The sequence below is a fragment of the Ruegeria arenilitoris genome (genome assembly GCF_013032445.1).
Classification (GTDB): Bacteria; Pseudomonadota; Alphaproteobacteria; order Rhodobacterales; family Rhodobacteraceae; genus Ruegeria; species Ruegeria arenilitoris_F.
In genome coordinates this window covers 1-15,110 of record NZ_WQCA01000044.1, presented here as the reverse complement: position 1 = coordinate 15,110, position 15,110 = coordinate 1, and the positions used below count along the sequence as shown (strand labels likewise).

The following is a 15,110-nucleotide window of genomic DNA, read 5'->3' as shown; positions in this document are numbered from 1 at the left end:
CGCGCACCGCCGCTCTTACCGAGTGGCGTCAACTTTGTTCCGGATAAGTTCGCGGTTTCTGCGGCATACTGAGACTGGTTAGAATTCGTCTGACAGCACCCTGTCCGAGATCCGCGCGGCATATAACCTGCGGGAACGCCCGGCTATGGACATGTTGGATTTGCTCGTCTCGGTGAAACTTCTCAACCGTACAGGCGATGGGCCGAGCGCCGTTTACAGCAATACCGACGAAACAGCGACATACCTTGATCCCGCCAAACCCGGATACATTGGCGGTATCCTGGAGTTTTGGGACAAGCGCAACTATCGATTTTGGGATACGATCTTTGAAGTCGCGCAGACGGGCGAAGCTCAGAACGAAAGCAAAACCGGTTTCTTTGAAACGCTTTACGCCGAACCCGCGCGGCTGGAGGCCTTCATGGCGGCCATGAACGGATCGTCGCTGCACGCCTTTACGGAAATGGCGCGCGCCTTTCCTTTTGAAAACTATCGGAACGTGACAGATATCGGGGGTGCAGACGCGCTGCCTTCGCGTCTGTTGGCCCGGGCGCACGATCACCTGACATGTGCTTCGTTCGATCTGCCTGAAGTCACTGCAATCGCTCGGAGACGCGTGGTGGAGGATAATCTTGAACACCGCATAACATGCGTGTCTGGGAACTTTTTCAAGGATCATTTTCCACCTGCCGATGTGATCACCATGGGCATGATCCTGCACGATTGGGATCTGGAGCAGAAACATCACCTGATCCAAAAGGCATATGAGACGCTTCAGCCTGGCGGCGCCCTTGTCGTGATTGAAGCCCTCATCGATGACGCACGGCGTGAAAATACCTATGGGTTGTTCATGTCTCTGACCATGTTGATGGAGTTCGGCGACCGCGCCTTTGATTTTAGCGCTGTGGAGTTCGAAACCTGGGCGCGAGAGATCGGCTTCAAACGGTTTGAAACCTTTTCGCTAACCGGTATCACACGCGCAGTCGTAGCGTATAAATGAACGACCGATTGTGACAAATACAGTATATCGCCAAAACCCTAGTCCGTACCCGTTGGAGAAGAAGCGATCAATCGACCGCAGCAGCTGGTTCTGGGGAACGTGTCTTTCAAGCGAGAACTCCTAGAACAATGACGCCGGCGCTTCCTGTTCCGACCCCATCATTGGCAATCCATCTCTACAGGAAGAATTGAAGCGGCGACTTGCCACTGAAACAAGCGCGAGTTTTTCAACGAAATAAGTCGAAAGCTGGCATTAGCCGTGATCAATCAGAAACCTGCACTGTTCAGGAAAACCAACAGCTATCGTTTTGTTGCTATCTATTGATTGAGGTTGCACTCATTCATTTCATGACTGGCTCGACGGAAGTCGAGCCCTTACTTCTCCGCAGCGCAAGGCCCTCACAGAAAATCGCCTGTATTTTCACCGTTGGTCACCCAGCCTAGGAAAAAAGTCTTGGGCGAACAGGTTCAATGCGTCTTGGCTGGTCGATCCTAATCCATTTGAGCCAGTTGTGCTGTAATGGTTTCCGATGCCCGCAGCGCTAAGGCCGCGATTGTTAGTGTCGGGTTGGCTGTGCCACCAGAGGGAAAAGCAGAAGAACCCACGACAAAAAGGTTAGTGGTGTCGAAGCTGCGCAAGTTCTCGTCCAGTACCGCTGCCTTTGGATCAGTTCCCATCCGTACCGTACCCATAATGTGGCCCGCACCTCTTGCCGCGGGATCATGGCCAATTTCTGATGCGTCCATCGCGCTAAAGATGTCTGTATGCGCAGCCTCGGCCGCTTTAAGCCCGGCTTCGGTGTAGGGGTCGATGCTGAAATAGATGCTGACTTCGGGCATACCGTTTTCGTCACGACGGTCCGGATCCAGGGTTACACGATTGTCCGGTACCGGGAGCTGTTCAACCATGGAGGATATTTCGATCTGTCGCGAGGTTATGCCAAAGATTGCTTGATCCAACGCTTCGCCCCGCAACCCCTCGGCGATCAGATGCTGTACATTTGAGAAGGGCGCGTGCTTGGACCAAGCCTGACCCTGATTGCCTATTTCGATCAAAAGCGCGGCGTGATCGGAACGAAACGACCCATCTCTTAGGGTGTCACATGTTGAGGTGATGAGCGGACCGCGATATGGCCACACGGGGTCTGGAGCCATGGCCCAACTGAGTTTCACCGGATGATCCATCAGGTTGCGGCCGACCTGATCGGATGAGTTAGCCAGTCCGCTGGGCGCGCGCTCCTGCGCAGAATTCAGCATTAGCCTCGGAGATTCGATGCCGTTGGCGGCCAGAACGACAATCTTTGAACGCGCGTGACCGCTGGTACCATCAGAACGTCGATATTCGACCGACTTGATGATCCCAGCTTCATCAAGATGAAGCATAGTTGCCGTAGTTTCAGGGAAAAGGACCGCACCGGCGGCTTCGGCTTTGGCGACATGGACCGTCGCATCATATTTTGCCTGAACTGGGCAAAGCGGGATACAGGATGCACTTCCGCAACAGGCGGGCCGGTCGTCATGAGAAATGGAATTGCGAGCCTGTGGCACGGTCAAAAACTCATAGCGACTGCTTGTCAGCGCCGCGGCGACTTTCCGGTCAAGGTAAGACTGTGGGATCGGTAGCATAGGATATGGGGTGGAGCGCGGCGATCCGCGATCGTTATCACTGTTGCCGGACGCCCCCAATTCGCGCTCTGCCCACCCATAGTAGGGCTCCAATGTCTCGTACCCGATCGGCCAATCTTCTCCCAAGCCATAGGTCGTACGGAGTATAAAGTCTTGCGGCAGAAATCTTGGTATGCTGCCCAACCAATGCCAAGTGGTGCCGCCAACTGCCTTGAGATAGTCCGAGAGGAAAGGCTGCGGGCCGATCTGGTGATAAATTGTCTCTTGTTCTGCGATGTTTTTGTAGGATGGGGCCGTATCCGCAGGATAAGGGCTAGCCAAGTCTTTCACGGCTGCGCTCAAGAATTTACTGTAGGCTTCACTGCGTTCGATACGCGGACCAGTCTCAAAAATGACAACGCGCAGGCCTTGTGATGCCAGCTCAGACGCCGTGAGCGCCCCGGCAACGCCAGAGCCGATGACCAAAATGTCCGCTTCGATATCGACCGCAGTAGTGACGGGGCTTCTCCTTTCTTGTGTGCTTAGCGTGTGGGTGTCTCGCTCCAATCTTCAACAGCGCAGAACCCGGGTGCTTTTGTATAAGACATGGCTTGCCACACCAGCGCAGAACCGTAGGTCACAGCTTCGGGATTTGTGGGATTGGGGGACAGTCCCGTGTACCACGCCGTGAGTATCTTTTCCTCAAGCTCCGGTTGCGGTTGACCCTCTGAAAGAGCATGCAGGGCCTCGCCATCCCCGATTTCCAAAAAGCCTTGCAAAAACTTCGCAGCAGCATCCGGGTCCAGGTCTTCGCGTTGCAACAGCTTTTTTGATAGTGCCAGAAACCGATCGGCATCAATGCTGGGCGCAGCTTGCAGGCGCAGCCCGCCCCATGAGGCCAACATCGCCACACCACAGAAAACAAAGCCACGTCGGCCGAACAACACCATTTAGTCTCCGTTTAAATACAATCAGTACCACACAGCATCTCGCTCACCATACCTGCGGACTACCCGCATAGAAAGTTTCGATGAAGCACTAAAACCGTGACTCGTACGCGTCAAAGGAAATCCAGACATTCAGTATTATCGCTCGGATGTCTGGTTTGGTCCGCAAAAGCAGTCAACGGTCAAAGCCGAGATAGTGCACCCGCAGCGAAGGTCAGCAAAGCGGGCTGCGAACGCAGCATTCGAAGACCGCGCTCAAGGTCGGCAATGGGCCGTTTTCACACATCCCAACAAACTGACTTATCGGCAGCTTTGTCCCGCATATCGGTCATTCGGGGAAAATCGATCAATGTCTGCTGTGCGGACGGAGCCGACCTTTGATTTTCGACCTTCGCTGGCGCAGCACTCATTCGCAATTGCGGCGCATCCCTTGTTGCGGCGCAGCACTCGCCACCAATCCGGACATTCAGAGGCCAGGATTTGGCGTAACTGAAACTGTACTTTCGCTGCTACCGGGCCAGACCAGCGAGAAGCAGGACTTCGCGGATGACACTACAGTCGGCTATGCATTACCCTTCGCCTACGCGGTAAGGAGTAGTTGCGATGGGCACTTTGGTTGTCACCGAAGCCGAGTTGAGAAATTGTCTTCCGATAGACAACGGATCGCTCGGCGCAACCGAACAGTCCTTTTCGTGGATTTCAGAAGGGCGTGTTTCAATGCCGCCCGTGATGCATATCGACATTGATAAGGAGAGCGCTGTCGACACGAAGGGCGCTTTTGTGAATGGCCTCGAGCATCTTGCTGTCAAAATCGCCACCGGCTTCTTTCGGAACCCGCAGGTCGGACTGCCCAGTTGCAGTAGTATCATCGCTTTGATGAGCGCAAAGACAGGTACCTTTGATTGTATATTCCTAGACAACGGATACTTGATGAACTTGCGCACCGGACTTGCCGGTGCAGTGGCTGCAAAGCACCTAGCACCCCAAGAAATAAAAACTGTCGGCGTGGTAGGCACTGGTGTACAGGCCAGATATCAGATTGAAAGCCTCGCCCTTGTGCGTAGGTTCGAACGCCTTCTGGTTTTTGGGCGCAACGCGGCATCTGTTTCGAGCTACTGTTCTGAAATGACAAATCTGCTTGGAATTCCGGTGCAACCTTGCCAGTCCCTCGCGGAGTTGGTGACGTCTGCGCAAGTTGTCGTCACAACGACCCCGGCGACGGAACCAATCATCATGGCCGAATGGCTTCACACCGACTTGCACATCACTGCCATGGGATCGGATTTACCAGGCAAACAAGAACTACATTCGAATGTACTCGAGCGCGCAGACGTCGTGGTTTGTGATGTGATTGATCAGTGCGTTATCGGCGGCGAGCTTCAGAGTTTGGACGAAGGCAGCAGAAAAGTATTAGAACTCGGTTCAATCATTTCAGGAGCGGATCAATTTTCGCGCCCAGCTGGTGCCGTGACGATCTGCGATTTGACGGGAACCGGCGCACAGGACACCGCGATCGCAGTGGAAGCCTTTTACCGTGTGAAGGCTACTAAATTAGGAGCTTCGCTCTGAAAATAGTTGAAGCTGACATCCACTTCGAGGTGCTGGACGGCAGCTTCCGTCCGCATACCAGATGTTAACAGATTTCATTGAATGACCATTCCTGAGCCCCAAGCAGTCGTTCAAATGCTATGTGAGGTGTCGGGATTTCAGGCAGAAGCAAAGTCACCGCAACCAACGACGCAGACTATGCGCGGTGGTTAAACTGCCGTAACTTGACCACATGCCAAAGCCAGAGATCAGAAAACTTGCTGCTATCGTTTCGATCGATGTCGTAGGATACTCGGGCCTTATGCAAAGAGACGAAGCAGGCACTCTGGCGCGGCTCGGCATGTACTTTGACGGCATCGTTTCACGTCGGGTCTCGACTCATAACGGGCGGATAGTCAAATCGATGGGCGACGGCCTACTGATCGAGTTTCCTACTGCTGTTGACGCGGTCGCTTGCGCGCTGGAAGTCCAGACGGTTATGGCTGAACGTGAAGCCGATAACGCGGGTAAACAAAAAATCACCTTTCGCATTGGCGTTAATCTTGGTGATATTGTCGTCATAGGCGACGATATCTATGGCGACGGTGTCAATCAGGCGTCCCGACTTCAGGAAATTGCCAAACCCGGTGAGCTCTGCGTCTCCGGGAGCGTCTTGGACCAAGTAAAAGAAAAGATTGAGCATTCGTTTGTAGATATTGGCCATCGAAAGCTGAAAAACATCGTTCAGCCTGTCCGCGCCTATCGTTCGACTTTGACAGCTTCCGGTGAAGAGGCGAAACCAATTGGGTGGCCTTTCCTCACAGCGGCGAAAAGTGAACCGGTCACTGCAGGTGGGTGTCTGTGCGGCGCAATTCGGTACCAGGTTTGGTCTCAGCCAGTTGCAGTTGGATTTTGCCATTGCAGGCATTGCCAACTGGCTCTTGGCTCTCCTGTCAATGCATGGGTGATTTTTGAGAAGCCAAATGTGACCTTCGAGGGTGAGGAACCCGGTTTGTATGCTTCTTCGAAGCTCTCTGAGCGAGCCTTTTGCAAGAATTGCGGGACGAGCATTTATACCGACATTAGCGACCTCGGGTATTATTCAATCCGGGTCGGAACACTGGACAACCCAGCCGATTTTCCACCCGAACTGCACTATGGAGTGGAAAGTCAAATCCCATGGGTGGACATACACGACGACTTACCCAGAATTAGAACAGAAGAAGATCCGCGGATGTCCTCTCGTTGGGTTTCTGTAGGCGAACCAAGTTCTGGCCCAACACCTTCGTCTTCTGAGACGCGCGTTGCCAACAGGCAGAAAAGAAAGAAGTCCGATCAGACCTGAGATAGTGAGCAACAGCAACTTTTTCCCTCGTCTCGCAAATTGCCCGACAATATCTCGCTGCGCGCGGTACGAATGGCCGCTTTTTGTTCAGCATTGCCCGCAATTGATGATGCGCACGCGGAAAAATCTGTGCTGCGATTGCGCGCAGTGAGAAAACTAAATTCACAGGATGGGCTCAGTGTTTCCGTTCTCTGCGGCTTGCATGATTGGCTGGTCGCAGCCCAAAGCGGACATCTAAAATCAAGCTTTGCAACTCCAACTTTGCGGGCTGATGCTTTCTCTTTACACGACAACATTGATGGTCGCTTCAAGACCAGTCGCACCCTGAACAAATTCCATAGACACCGCATCGGCCTCTGCCTTGGACATACGGTTGAATAAACCATCGCGGGAATTGTTAGGATGGCTTTTAATGTAATACTGCGTCGTCAACAGTTCGCGCTTTCCGTCAAATACCTTTACATGAATATGTGGTGCACGCCCTGGGTAGATCGTAGGTTTAATTGTGCGAAACACGTAGTTCCCGCCGTTGTCAGTTATGTCGTGGCCAAAGCCCTGGAAAGCCTGATCAAAGTTAGCACTGCGAAGGTCGCGCGGGTGCATATAGTTGCCGTCCATGTCGCATTGCCAGATTTCGATGCGATGTCTGGCAAGGGGTTGTCCATTGGCCCCCGTGAGCCTCCCACGCAGTGTAAAGACTTCGCCACCGGCTTCTTCAACACGTCCTCTGATCTTAACGAGGTCGTTATCTATATCGGGCGTCCGCATGGTTGGTGTTGGATAATACGGCCCTTCTGCGGCGCTTGGTGTTAGCACAGCCGCAGCGGCCTTTGCACCCAGCGAACTGACGCCAATTAGTCCTGTGATGCCACCTAGAAGTTTACGGCGGGAATTTCTTTTCAGTTTCATAGCGTGTCCTTTCCCGCGTGGGATAGCTCCCTTTATCCCTCAAAATTACACACCTTCCAGCGCACGTCACGTCGAGGTCTGCCTTCGCAACCAAAGCCGCCGCTATGCATATGGATCAAGAAACGCAACTTTTGGGTGGGCATTCAATTGTCTCTTGATTGAATCAATGTCACCCAAAACCCAGAGACTCCCGATTTTTTGTTCCCGCAATGTAAAGAATGCCGCGCCGGACCATTCGATCCGTTGCTGTGTTCCGTCTACACCGAAGAATTTACCATGGTGCGTGCCGACGAAGGACATTCGCGCAGCTGCTTTTTCTTCGGCATCGACGATTTCAACGATATTGCATTGAGAATCCGGAAGAGCCGCTCGAACTTCTTCCATGTAACGAATGAACTCATCCGGCCCTGAGCGTTTCGGCCCAAGGCTCCCACGAAAATCGAACTCTGGGTGTAGGATTTCTCGGGCGCAGTCGATGTCCGCCGCGTTCCATACTTCGTGACAAAATCGCTTAATAAGATCAGGCAGCGTCATGAAGTTTTCCCGGCATTGATGATAGGCTCAACATATCACGGCGCGAATTCGGGTGTTATGGGCTCAGAGTGATCACTCGTCGCCACTGAAGTACACAGTAGAGGTGTTCCCAGACATCCGGGCCGGTACATTCGGAGATGCGCAACGCTGTGCTATGATTTCTGTGATCTAGCGACAGAGGTACACTTATGATGCGACCGGAAACGCGCAATCACATTTTGACGCTCGGTATTGCCATTGTTCTTACTGCTGCGAAGCCGAACGCTGCCCTCGCTTCTGATGGAGAGTGTGGCGCGCCAGATGCACCTTGCACACTGGAAGGCGGTGAGTACTACATGGCCCTGCCAGAGGCTCCGGATGAACCGCCTGCCGTCATTTGGTTACACGGTTATGGACGGTCTGGGAAAGGGATGATCCAGAACTCCGCCTATGTCGATCCTTTCATCCGGCGCGGCTACGCTGTGATTATGCCGAGCGGGCAGCCCAGTATTAATAACAAAGACCTCGATTGGGGCGTGGCTGACGGGTATGACCTGGCACGCGATGATGTCGCCTTTATCGACGCCGTTCGCGCCGACGCGGTGGAGCGCTTCGGTATAGACCCGTCGAGAATACTGATCGCAGGTTTCTCCCGCGGCGGTTCGATGGTCTGGGACATTGCGTGCCAAGCGCCAGAGATGGCAAGAGGCTTTGCCGCTGCGGCTGGAGCATTCTGGGAGCCCATGACCAATGAGTGCGATGCGCCAGTTCACCTATTTCACGTACATGGCTTCAAGGACCGAATGGTGCCGTTCGAAGGCCGACAGCTGACTTGGGAGGGTGTTGATTTTCACCAGGGTAACGTCATGAAGGGCGTGGATGTCTGGCGCCGCGAGAACGCCTGTTTGGGAAGCGCGGAAAACAGCTTTGGCGACGATGACTCGATGCAAAAGGATTGGGTGGACTGTGAGGAAGGCTCCATCCGGTTGAAGGTCACCAAAGGTGGACACGGCGTTCCAGAGGGCTGGCGGGACGAAGTTCTCGACTGGTTCGAAGCTCTACCTTGAGCACTTGAGTGCCCGCCGACCCTCCGAGAATTCTGATCTTATGGGCATTCAGTGGCATTCAACATGCTTGGTGAAAGGGGTTGAGAATAAGAGAGCAAGTTTCCGACCATTACGGCCGTAGCAGCAGTTTAATCGACCAGATAGTTGATGGCCTGAGGGACGCGGGCGTTGATCCCACGAAACTGCGCGCCGCTGATTTTGAGCCCATCGATGAGTTTCATTTTCGAGGCAGACAAGCGACTTCGCAGCTGCTGGAGAAACTGGCGTTGGCGCCAGGTGCGAATGTTCTTGATATTGGTTGTGGTCTGGGCGGGGTCACTAGAACAATTGCGGAAGAAGCAAACGCTAAGGTTACAGGCATAGATTCTATTTGGGGAAATCGCCAGCGATATGGTTCAGATCCAACTTCTGGCTCTGGATGAACGTCGTTTGTTGACTTACCGCTTCATTTGCACAGCCTGTCGATAAGATTGCGCCGGTGCTCGACCTGGTTTCTCTTCTGGAGCTGTAATCTCGGGAACGACTGAAATTGGGCAATTGGCACCAAGTTGAGCCAATGAAGGCGGTGCAGCGCTGCGAGCTTGCTTTACCGCCTGACGTGGCCGCTGACTGATTTACTATTGAGACCAGCTGGTTGCGTCGGCCTTTGGCTCGGTACTCAAAAACAATAAGAGGGTTGGTTGCGATGGAACTGATTTATGTTGACGGCTCACCATTTGCACGAGTGGCCAGAATTTTGGTTCATGAGTGGCGGCTTGAAGTTAAGTGCACTGAAGTGCCTTTTCCCTTGCCGCCTGAAACAGATGCATTGACACCAATGGGGCAGGTTCCTCTCTTGATCCGCGAAGGTAAGTCTCCATTATTTCCAACGCTCAACATAATTGAGCACCTGTCCCCTCTTGCCGCCGAAAACGCCCCGTATCCTTACAACGATCAAACACGTGGGAACCTGGTGATTGCTCTTTCTGCCGGCGACGTATTGGCTCAGGCGGCATATCAGCAATGGGCTGGACTCGGCCAGTTTGCCGAAAACGGGTTGGGTTTTGAACCGGGTGCGCGAAACTTGGATAGATTCATCCGGACGATACGTTGGTTATCCGAAAAAATTGAAATCGAAGAGATCGCCAGTATGGTCGCCGCCGTTTTTCTATACTGGGCACGTGATCGTGAGGTGGCTGGACGAGAATTGGCTGATGCGCGCTTTGATCGTTTTGGACCGTTGCTTTCTCGACCAAGTTTCCAATTGACCAAACCCCGGCCGCATATTCTTGCCGCTGCCGATAAGTCAGAAGATGGTCTCTTTGAGTGAAAGACTGTCGATAATTCGTTAGATCAAGCGGCTACTTTTGTCCTTTGAGGCGACTTATTCTGCGGAGGATACGGTAAAAGTTGGCGGCCCTAGCCGGACATTCATGACTGAGCTTTGCAGTTTCCAGCATGCACATTAATGCGGTCACTTCCCAAACAGGGAAATGCTGTTAAACTAGCCGCATTGAATGGTAACAGGCATCGGCAAGATCAATGCCAGGCCCGATTGACGGGGCAACAATGAAGCGGCTATTCCCTTCTCTTTCTGAAGACGCGACGCTTGGCAGTGTGTTTAGCACGTTTCCGGATAAGCTTGCCCCTTGGTGCGAATATGAAAGCCTCGTGATGCGGGGTGAGAGCGAGCTTTCCTTTTCTGAGCGTGAATTGATCGCTGCCTACGTGTCCGGGCTGAACTCTTGCTCCTACTGCCACGGTGCCCATACGATATTTGCCCGCGCCTATGGCATCGATCCAGAACTAATCGAAGCCCTCATGGAAAACTTTCATTCAGCGCCCGTCGATCAACGTTTCAAGCCTATACTGGCCTATGTCTCGAAACTCACTCTTTCTCCTCCCCATATGACTGAAGAGGATGCCCAGGCGGTGTATGACGCGGGGTGGTCTGAAGATGCACTCTTCGATGCGGTACAGGTTTGTGGAGTGTTCAATTTGGTGAACCGGCTCGTTGAGGGGACAGGGATCAGTAGAGTAAGCAAGAAGCCCAGCGAAGTTGATGAGAAATCGCTCGCGGAGTTTCGCAGCGAGACTTTCTACACAGACTTCGGCAGAGCAAATGGCCTAGATGTCTAAAAGGTTGGGTCAGCTTTGAGTTCAGTGTCGCCGTTTTCTACGGTGTGAACATTAGACTGTTGGAAGCCCTCACCAGACATCCAACCATCCAGAAAAATTTCTCCTCTACATACTGATCGCTTTTGATTATTGGCAGTTAGTTTGCAATTGGTGGCGCTATTCAGGAATGCCTGCGGCTGTCAGCATCGTGTAGTAGGCGTCATAGATCTCTGGCTTTGCGATAGAGATACGCACTCGCATTTCCCGAAACATTGAAACGCTAAAGTCAGGTTCCCGCGACATGTGAATACGCGCGAGTTCTTTGGCTCGTTCCACATTGCCGAGAGCCATCTCTGCGACAAGTTCGTTTAGGCGGAATACAGTCACAGTGTTATGAAATGCACTCATCTTTTGAGCGGTTTCTTTTAGACCGAGCCAATTCTCTTCTGCAATTTGCGATAGGCTAATTCCCATGTAGACCCGGTAATTCAGCGGATCGTTTGGATTGAGCCGGATTGCCTCTCTGGCATGAGCTTGGGCCACTTGCGCCTCGCCCATCAGGCCGTGCAACAATCAACTAGAGCCCCAGGCTGACACGCAGTTCGGGCTTGATTCAACCACGCGATCTACCAAGGATAAGCCGTACTCCGTGTCTTTGGACAGAAACGCAAGCACGTAGCCGGCATATGCTTGCGCCTCCAGATCAATGTATGACGCCCTCAGAACCTCATGTGCCAGCTGAATAGCGTAATCAAAACGGTCCTTGCTTGGGCGCGTGTCCGGGTTCCAAAGCAAAGTTCTGATCCAGCCTCGAAGGGCGCTGGCCAATGGGTACTCACTTGAAAGCGAGAGAGCTTTTGACAGATGGTCGTCCGCTTCTGCGAAATTGAACCGGTAGATCAAGGACTGCGCGCGTAGGAAGTGGTCATATGCTCCCAGACTATCCGGGCGTTTATGGGCAGAACGGTCTATTTCTGCCTATCTTATGCCCGGTGCAATCGAAGCCACGACGGCCTCAGTAATTTGATCCTGGAGATCAAAAACATCGTCGAGCATCCCGTCATATCGATCCGCCCAGACATGCGATCCTGTTTCCGCATCAATCAGCTGACCCGTGACACGCAGCCGGTTACCTGCCCCACGGACAGACCCTTCCAGTACATAGCGAACACCAAGTTCACGGCCAATGCGGCGCACATCAACTGAAAGCCCCTTGTAGGAAAAAGAGGAGTTTCGGGCGACCAGGAAAATCCAGGGCACTCTGGACAAGCTGGTGATAATGTCTTCTGTAATACCCTCTGCAAAGTAGTCCTGTTCTGCGTCTGGTGACAGATTATCAAACGCCAATACGGCCACGGAAGGTTTGTCAGGGCGAGATTGAGCTGCTGGGCGCGCGGTGGTGAATGAAGTCTCTACTGAGTAAGCTGTCACAGGGCGCGCAATATTCTTTAGGTATTGTGGCCCCAATTCGGTGAACGAAACATCCACTTTCCCTATGACGTCCTCGTATACCCGCCCTGAAACGATGATGCCTCCAGGAGGAGCCAGACCTTCCAATCGGGCTGCAATGTTGACGCCGTCACCAAGAATGTCACCGTCGTCATCAAAAACATCACCCGCGTGAATTCCCATGCGGAATTGCATCTCCGGGCTTTGTCCGCGTGCCGCGTTCCGCTCAACCATCTGACGCTGCATCGTATCCGCGCATGCCACGGCATCCGCAACCGAGGTAAACTCTGCAAGAAAACCGTCGCCAGTTTTCTTGAATAGCCGCCCGCCATTCAAAGCCACATGCGGTTCCAGCGCTCGAAAGTGGCCTTTATATGTGCGTAGCGCAGTTTCCTCGTCCGCACCAACAAGAGCGCTGTAACCGACAATATCAGCAGCGAGTATGGCCGCCAGGTGTCGTTCCAAACAAAAATCCTCACGCGAATCCATTTTAAAGAAGTGTCAAAAAGATATTAGGGGCCTCGCGTACAAATCGCTCAGACCACGTCTCGAAAGTCGGCCGCACGATAAGGCACAATCAGCTCAGAAATCGGCGCCAGGAAACCGCGTTTGCGAAGCGGGTCCGCACTCATGTCGAGTAAGAGTTCATCGTGATAGTGGCACATGTGAATTAGAAGTGTGGCGGAACGTGCTGGCCCTTCTGGCATCCAAGATTGTTTCCAGGACTTGAGCGCATCGATATCGCTTTGCATGGCCTCAGCATCCGGTAGGAGCACACGATCTGCAACGACTTCCGCAAGCCATTTGGCCTGAAGCGCGAAGGTCGTCACACTCATGAAGGAGGACGCCCGACCCACGAATGCAAGGTTTGGCACCGAGGGGTGTAGAACATGGCGGTATAAATAGAATCCATCTGGGCCATCATCCAAGGACGCAAGGATCGACTTCGGTAGATATGGGTAGCCGGTCTTCCAACCTGTGCCGAAGACCACGCAATCGACCTCAAGAGAATCCCCGTCCGCAAGGTCGATCCCGTTGGAAGAGAATGCACTCACACCTGTTCGATGTGCTGAAATCTTACCTGATCGGATAAAGTCGATGAGCCCCGGACGTGGAACCATGGTCACTTCCGTAAACGCGTCGAATTCGACAGGCGTCTCAGGCATCAGGGTCTCACCATGTTCGATTTGCGTTCGCAATCTTTGCTGGGTGCTTAGCAGCAGTTCTACGACACGCCAGAACAGCCAGGGCAACGGATATCCTATTGAGTGGATAGCGCGCACGATTGGGCTGGGTCTGACATACGGAGGGATCAGGGCTGCAACAAGGCGTGTCAGCATTCCCCATTTGAAAGGAAGAACGCCCAGTAATTTGCGCGGAACAGGCCAGTGTGCGGTTCGGAATACGAGGTGAACCTTCTCCGCGACACCCACAGCCGAACCCGCTATATCTGTGGCACTTTTTCCGTAACCGATTACAGCGACACGACGATCTTTGAGTTGTGATATGTCTTTAATTTCGCTCGCGTGAAGGACTTCTCCTCCAAAATCTTCACGTTTGGGAATGTTTGGGGCATTTGGTGTCTCTGAATAGAGCCCGGCTGCAACGACAACGAGATCGGCCTCAATAGTTTCAGAACTTTCGGAACCACCAACCTCAAGTAACCACCCGTCGCCTTTGCGCTCAATCATGGTGACGCGGGTGCCTAACCGTAAGCACTCTCGTATTCCGAAATGATCGCAATAGTCCTCCAGATACTCCCGAAAGACCGGCCCCGGAGTGAAATGAGACGCTTCTTCGGAAAGCGGAAAATCCGGGAATTCGTACAGGTCCTTCTGCACCTGAACGCCAAAATCGTGGTATCCATCCGCCCAGACGCCGCCAAGGTACGGGTTGCGATCAAAAACAGTGCAGTGGATGCCGACCTGCGTAAGGCATTTTGCAGTAGCAAGCCCAGAAACCCCGGCACCAATGATAACGGCGGTTTTGACCTTCCCTACTATCATACCTCAGTTCCCCGTCGCAAAAAACGTGAAAAACTCAGGAGAACGACGCCTAGAAGCCACAGCGCCAGAACATAGGCACCGAACACGGTCCATAGCGCCCACACCCACAGGCCTTGCCAAACTGTCTTAGCTTGATTTAACCCGGTTTGACCGAGGCGAGAACTCAAAATGAACAACATATTGAGCAGGCCAATCGCGGTGCCGATTGCCGTTCCAATCCAAATGAAATCGCCCATAACAGCCCCCCAAGGCGATATCAGGATATCACGAAATCACAGTTTTAGATAGCAAGGCGGCCATTAGCGCTTTGGAAATCACAAACGGCATCAAAGTCGCCGCCGCCGTCATGCCCCCGAAGGCTCGTTCAAAATCTTAGCTTGCCTGCTCGTATCAAGAACGCCCCTACAGCCTGTTTCAATGAACTATTAGAAGGTCTTGTCAGAAGAACTTGGGTTGAGCGGGGCAGGGTGGTTGCGTAGCTTTTGCCCATGACTAGGCCTGCCTCAATCAAGTACTTCAAAACCAGTCCCGAGATCATCCGCCTTGCGGTGATGCTGTACATCCGTTTCCCATTGTCGCTTCGGAATGTCGAAGGGTCTTGTCAGAAGAACTTTGCTTGAGCGGGGTAGGGGTGTTGCGTAGCTTTTGC

Annotated in this window: 15 protein-coding genes and 1 pseudogene; 8 read left to right on the top strand and 8 right to left on the bottom strand. The window is 53.0% G+C overall.

What is annotated here, in order from left to right; genetic code table 11:
• Positions 1-151 precede the first annotated feature (151 nt).
• The gene (locus GOW98_RS24315; RefSeq protein ID WP_170337008.1) at positions 152-997 is read left to right on the top strand and encodes a methyltransferase; all 846 of its coding nucleotides are present in this window, start codon (positions 152-154) and stop codon (positions 995-997) included.
• A 491-nt stretch (positions 998-1,488) separates the two neighbouring features.
• Here GOW98_RS24315 and GOW98_RS24310 read toward each other — a convergent pair whose 3' ends face one another.
• Both GOW98_RS24310 and GOW98_RS24305 read right to left on the bottom strand, forming a co-directional pair.
• Positions 1,489-3,168 (bottom strand): GMC family oxidoreductase, encoded by a 1,680-nt coding sequence (locus GOW98_RS24310; RefSeq protein ID WP_170337007.1) that lies wholly within the window; start codon positions 3,166-3,168, stop codon positions 1,489-1,491.
• A complete protein-coding gene (locus GOW98_RS24305; RefSeq protein ID WP_217359729.1) occupies positions 3,144-3,551 on the bottom strand; it encodes a sorbitol dehydrogenase family protein in 408 nt (135 codons plus the stop codon). Before GOW98_RS24305 ends, GOW98_RS24310 begins: the two co-directional genes overlap by 25 nt.
• Positions 3,552-4,151: 600 nt before the next feature.
• Here GOW98_RS24305 and GOW98_RS24300 point away from each other — a divergent pair.
• Both GOW98_RS24300 and GOW98_RS24295 read left to right on the top strand, forming a co-directional pair.
• Complete coding sequence (locus GOW98_RS24300; protein WP_170337006.1) at positions 4,152-5,117, top strand: ornithine cyclodeaminase family protein; 966 nt, start codon at positions 4,152-4,154, stop codon at positions 5,115-5,117.
• A 211-nt stretch (positions 5,118-5,328) separates the two neighbouring features.
• A complete protein-coding gene (locus GOW98_RS24295; RefSeq protein ID WP_170337005.1) occupies positions 5,329-6,420 on the top strand; it encodes a GFA family protein in 1,092 nt (363 codons plus the stop codon).
• Between the two features lie 282 nt (positions 6,421-6,702).
• Here GOW98_RS24295 and GOW98_RS24290 read toward each other — a convergent pair whose 3' ends face one another.
• Together GOW98_RS24290 and GOW98_RS24285 are read right to left on the bottom strand one after the other, a co-directional pair.
• Entirely contained in the window at positions 6,703-7,329 is a 627-nt protein-coding gene (locus tag GOW98_RS24290; protein WP_170337004.1) for a protocatechuate 3,4-dioxygenase, read from the bottom strand.
• A gap of 102 nt (positions 7,330-7,431) precedes the next feature.
• Entirely contained in the window at positions 7,432-7,863 is a 432-nt protein-coding gene (locus GOW98_RS24285) for an ester cyclase (RefSeq protein WP_170337003.1), read from the bottom strand.
• A 188-nt stretch (positions 7,864-8,051) separates the two neighbouring features.
• Here GOW98_RS24285 and GOW98_RS24280 point away from each other — a divergent pair, with 188 nt between their 5' ends.
• The 4 genes from GOW98_RS24280 to GOW98_RS24265 all read left to right on the top strand — a co-directional run bounded on the left by GOW98_RS24280 (position 8,052) and on the right by GOW98_RS24265 (position 11,027).
• Complete coding sequence (locus GOW98_RS24280; RefSeq protein WP_170337002.1) at positions 8,052-8,909, top strand: alpha/beta hydrolase family esterase; 858 nt, start codon at positions 8,052-8,054, stop codon at positions 8,907-8,909.
• A 182-nt stretch (positions 8,910-9,091) separates the two neighbouring features.
• Positions 9,092-9,331 carry an SAM-dependent methyltransferase gene (locus GOW98_RS26420; RefSeq protein WP_367646900.1) on the top strand — a complete coding sequence of 80 codons (240 nt, stop codon included), beginning with the start codon at positions 9,092-9,094 and terminating at the stop codon, positions 9,329-9,331.
• A gap of 263 nt (positions 9,332-9,594) precedes the next feature.
• A complete protein-coding gene (locus tag GOW98_RS24270) occupies positions 9,595-10,218 on the top strand; it encodes a glutathione S-transferase N-terminal domain-containing protein (RefSeq protein WP_170337000.1) in 624 nt (207 codons plus the stop codon).
• A 239-nt stretch (positions 10,219-10,457) separates the two neighbouring features.
• Complete coding sequence (locus GOW98_RS24265) at positions 10,458-11,027, top strand: carboxymuconolactone decarboxylase family protein (protein WP_170336998.1); 570 nt, start codon at positions 10,458-10,460, stop codon at positions 11,025-11,027.
• 156 nt (positions 11,028-11,183) lie between these two features.
• Here GOW98_RS24265 and GOW98_RS24260 read toward each other — a convergent pair whose 3' ends face one another.
• The 4 genes from GOW98_RS24260 to GOW98_RS24245 form a co-directional block, all read right to left on the bottom strand.
• Positions 11,184-11,564, bottom strand: a complete 381-nt coding sequence (locus GOW98_RS24260) for a hypothetical protein (protein ID WP_170336996.1) — start codon at positions 11,562-11,564, stop codon at positions 11,184-11,186.
• Positions 11,565-11,984: 420 nt separating this feature from the next.
• Positions 11,985-12,920 carry an adenylate/guanylate cyclase domain-containing protein gene (locus tag GOW98_RS24255; protein WP_170336994.1) on the bottom strand — a complete coding sequence of 312 codons (936 nt, stop codon included), beginning with the start codon at positions 12,918-12,920 and terminating at the stop codon, positions 11,985-11,987.
• Positions 12,921-12,991: 71 nt separating this feature from the next.
• A complete protein-coding gene (locus tag GOW98_RS24250; RefSeq protein ID WP_170336991.1) occupies positions 12,992-14,461 on the bottom strand; it encodes a flavin-containing monooxygenase in 1,470 nt (489 codons plus the stop codon).
• Entirely contained in the window at positions 14,458-14,697 is a 240-nt protein-coding gene (locus GOW98_RS24245; RefSeq protein ID WP_170336989.1) for a hypothetical protein, read from the bottom strand. Before GOW98_RS24245 ends, GOW98_RS24250 begins: the two co-directional genes overlap by 4 nt.
• Positions 14,698-14,949: 252 nt before the next feature.
• On the opposite strand from GOW98_RS24245, the pseudogene GOW98_RS24240 reads away from it, so the two are divergent.
• Positions 14,950-15,054, top strand: a pseudogene (locus tag GOW98_RS24240) (IS6 family transposase); the annotation flags it as partial.
• Between the last annotated feature and the right edge of the window lie 56 nt (positions 15,055-15,110).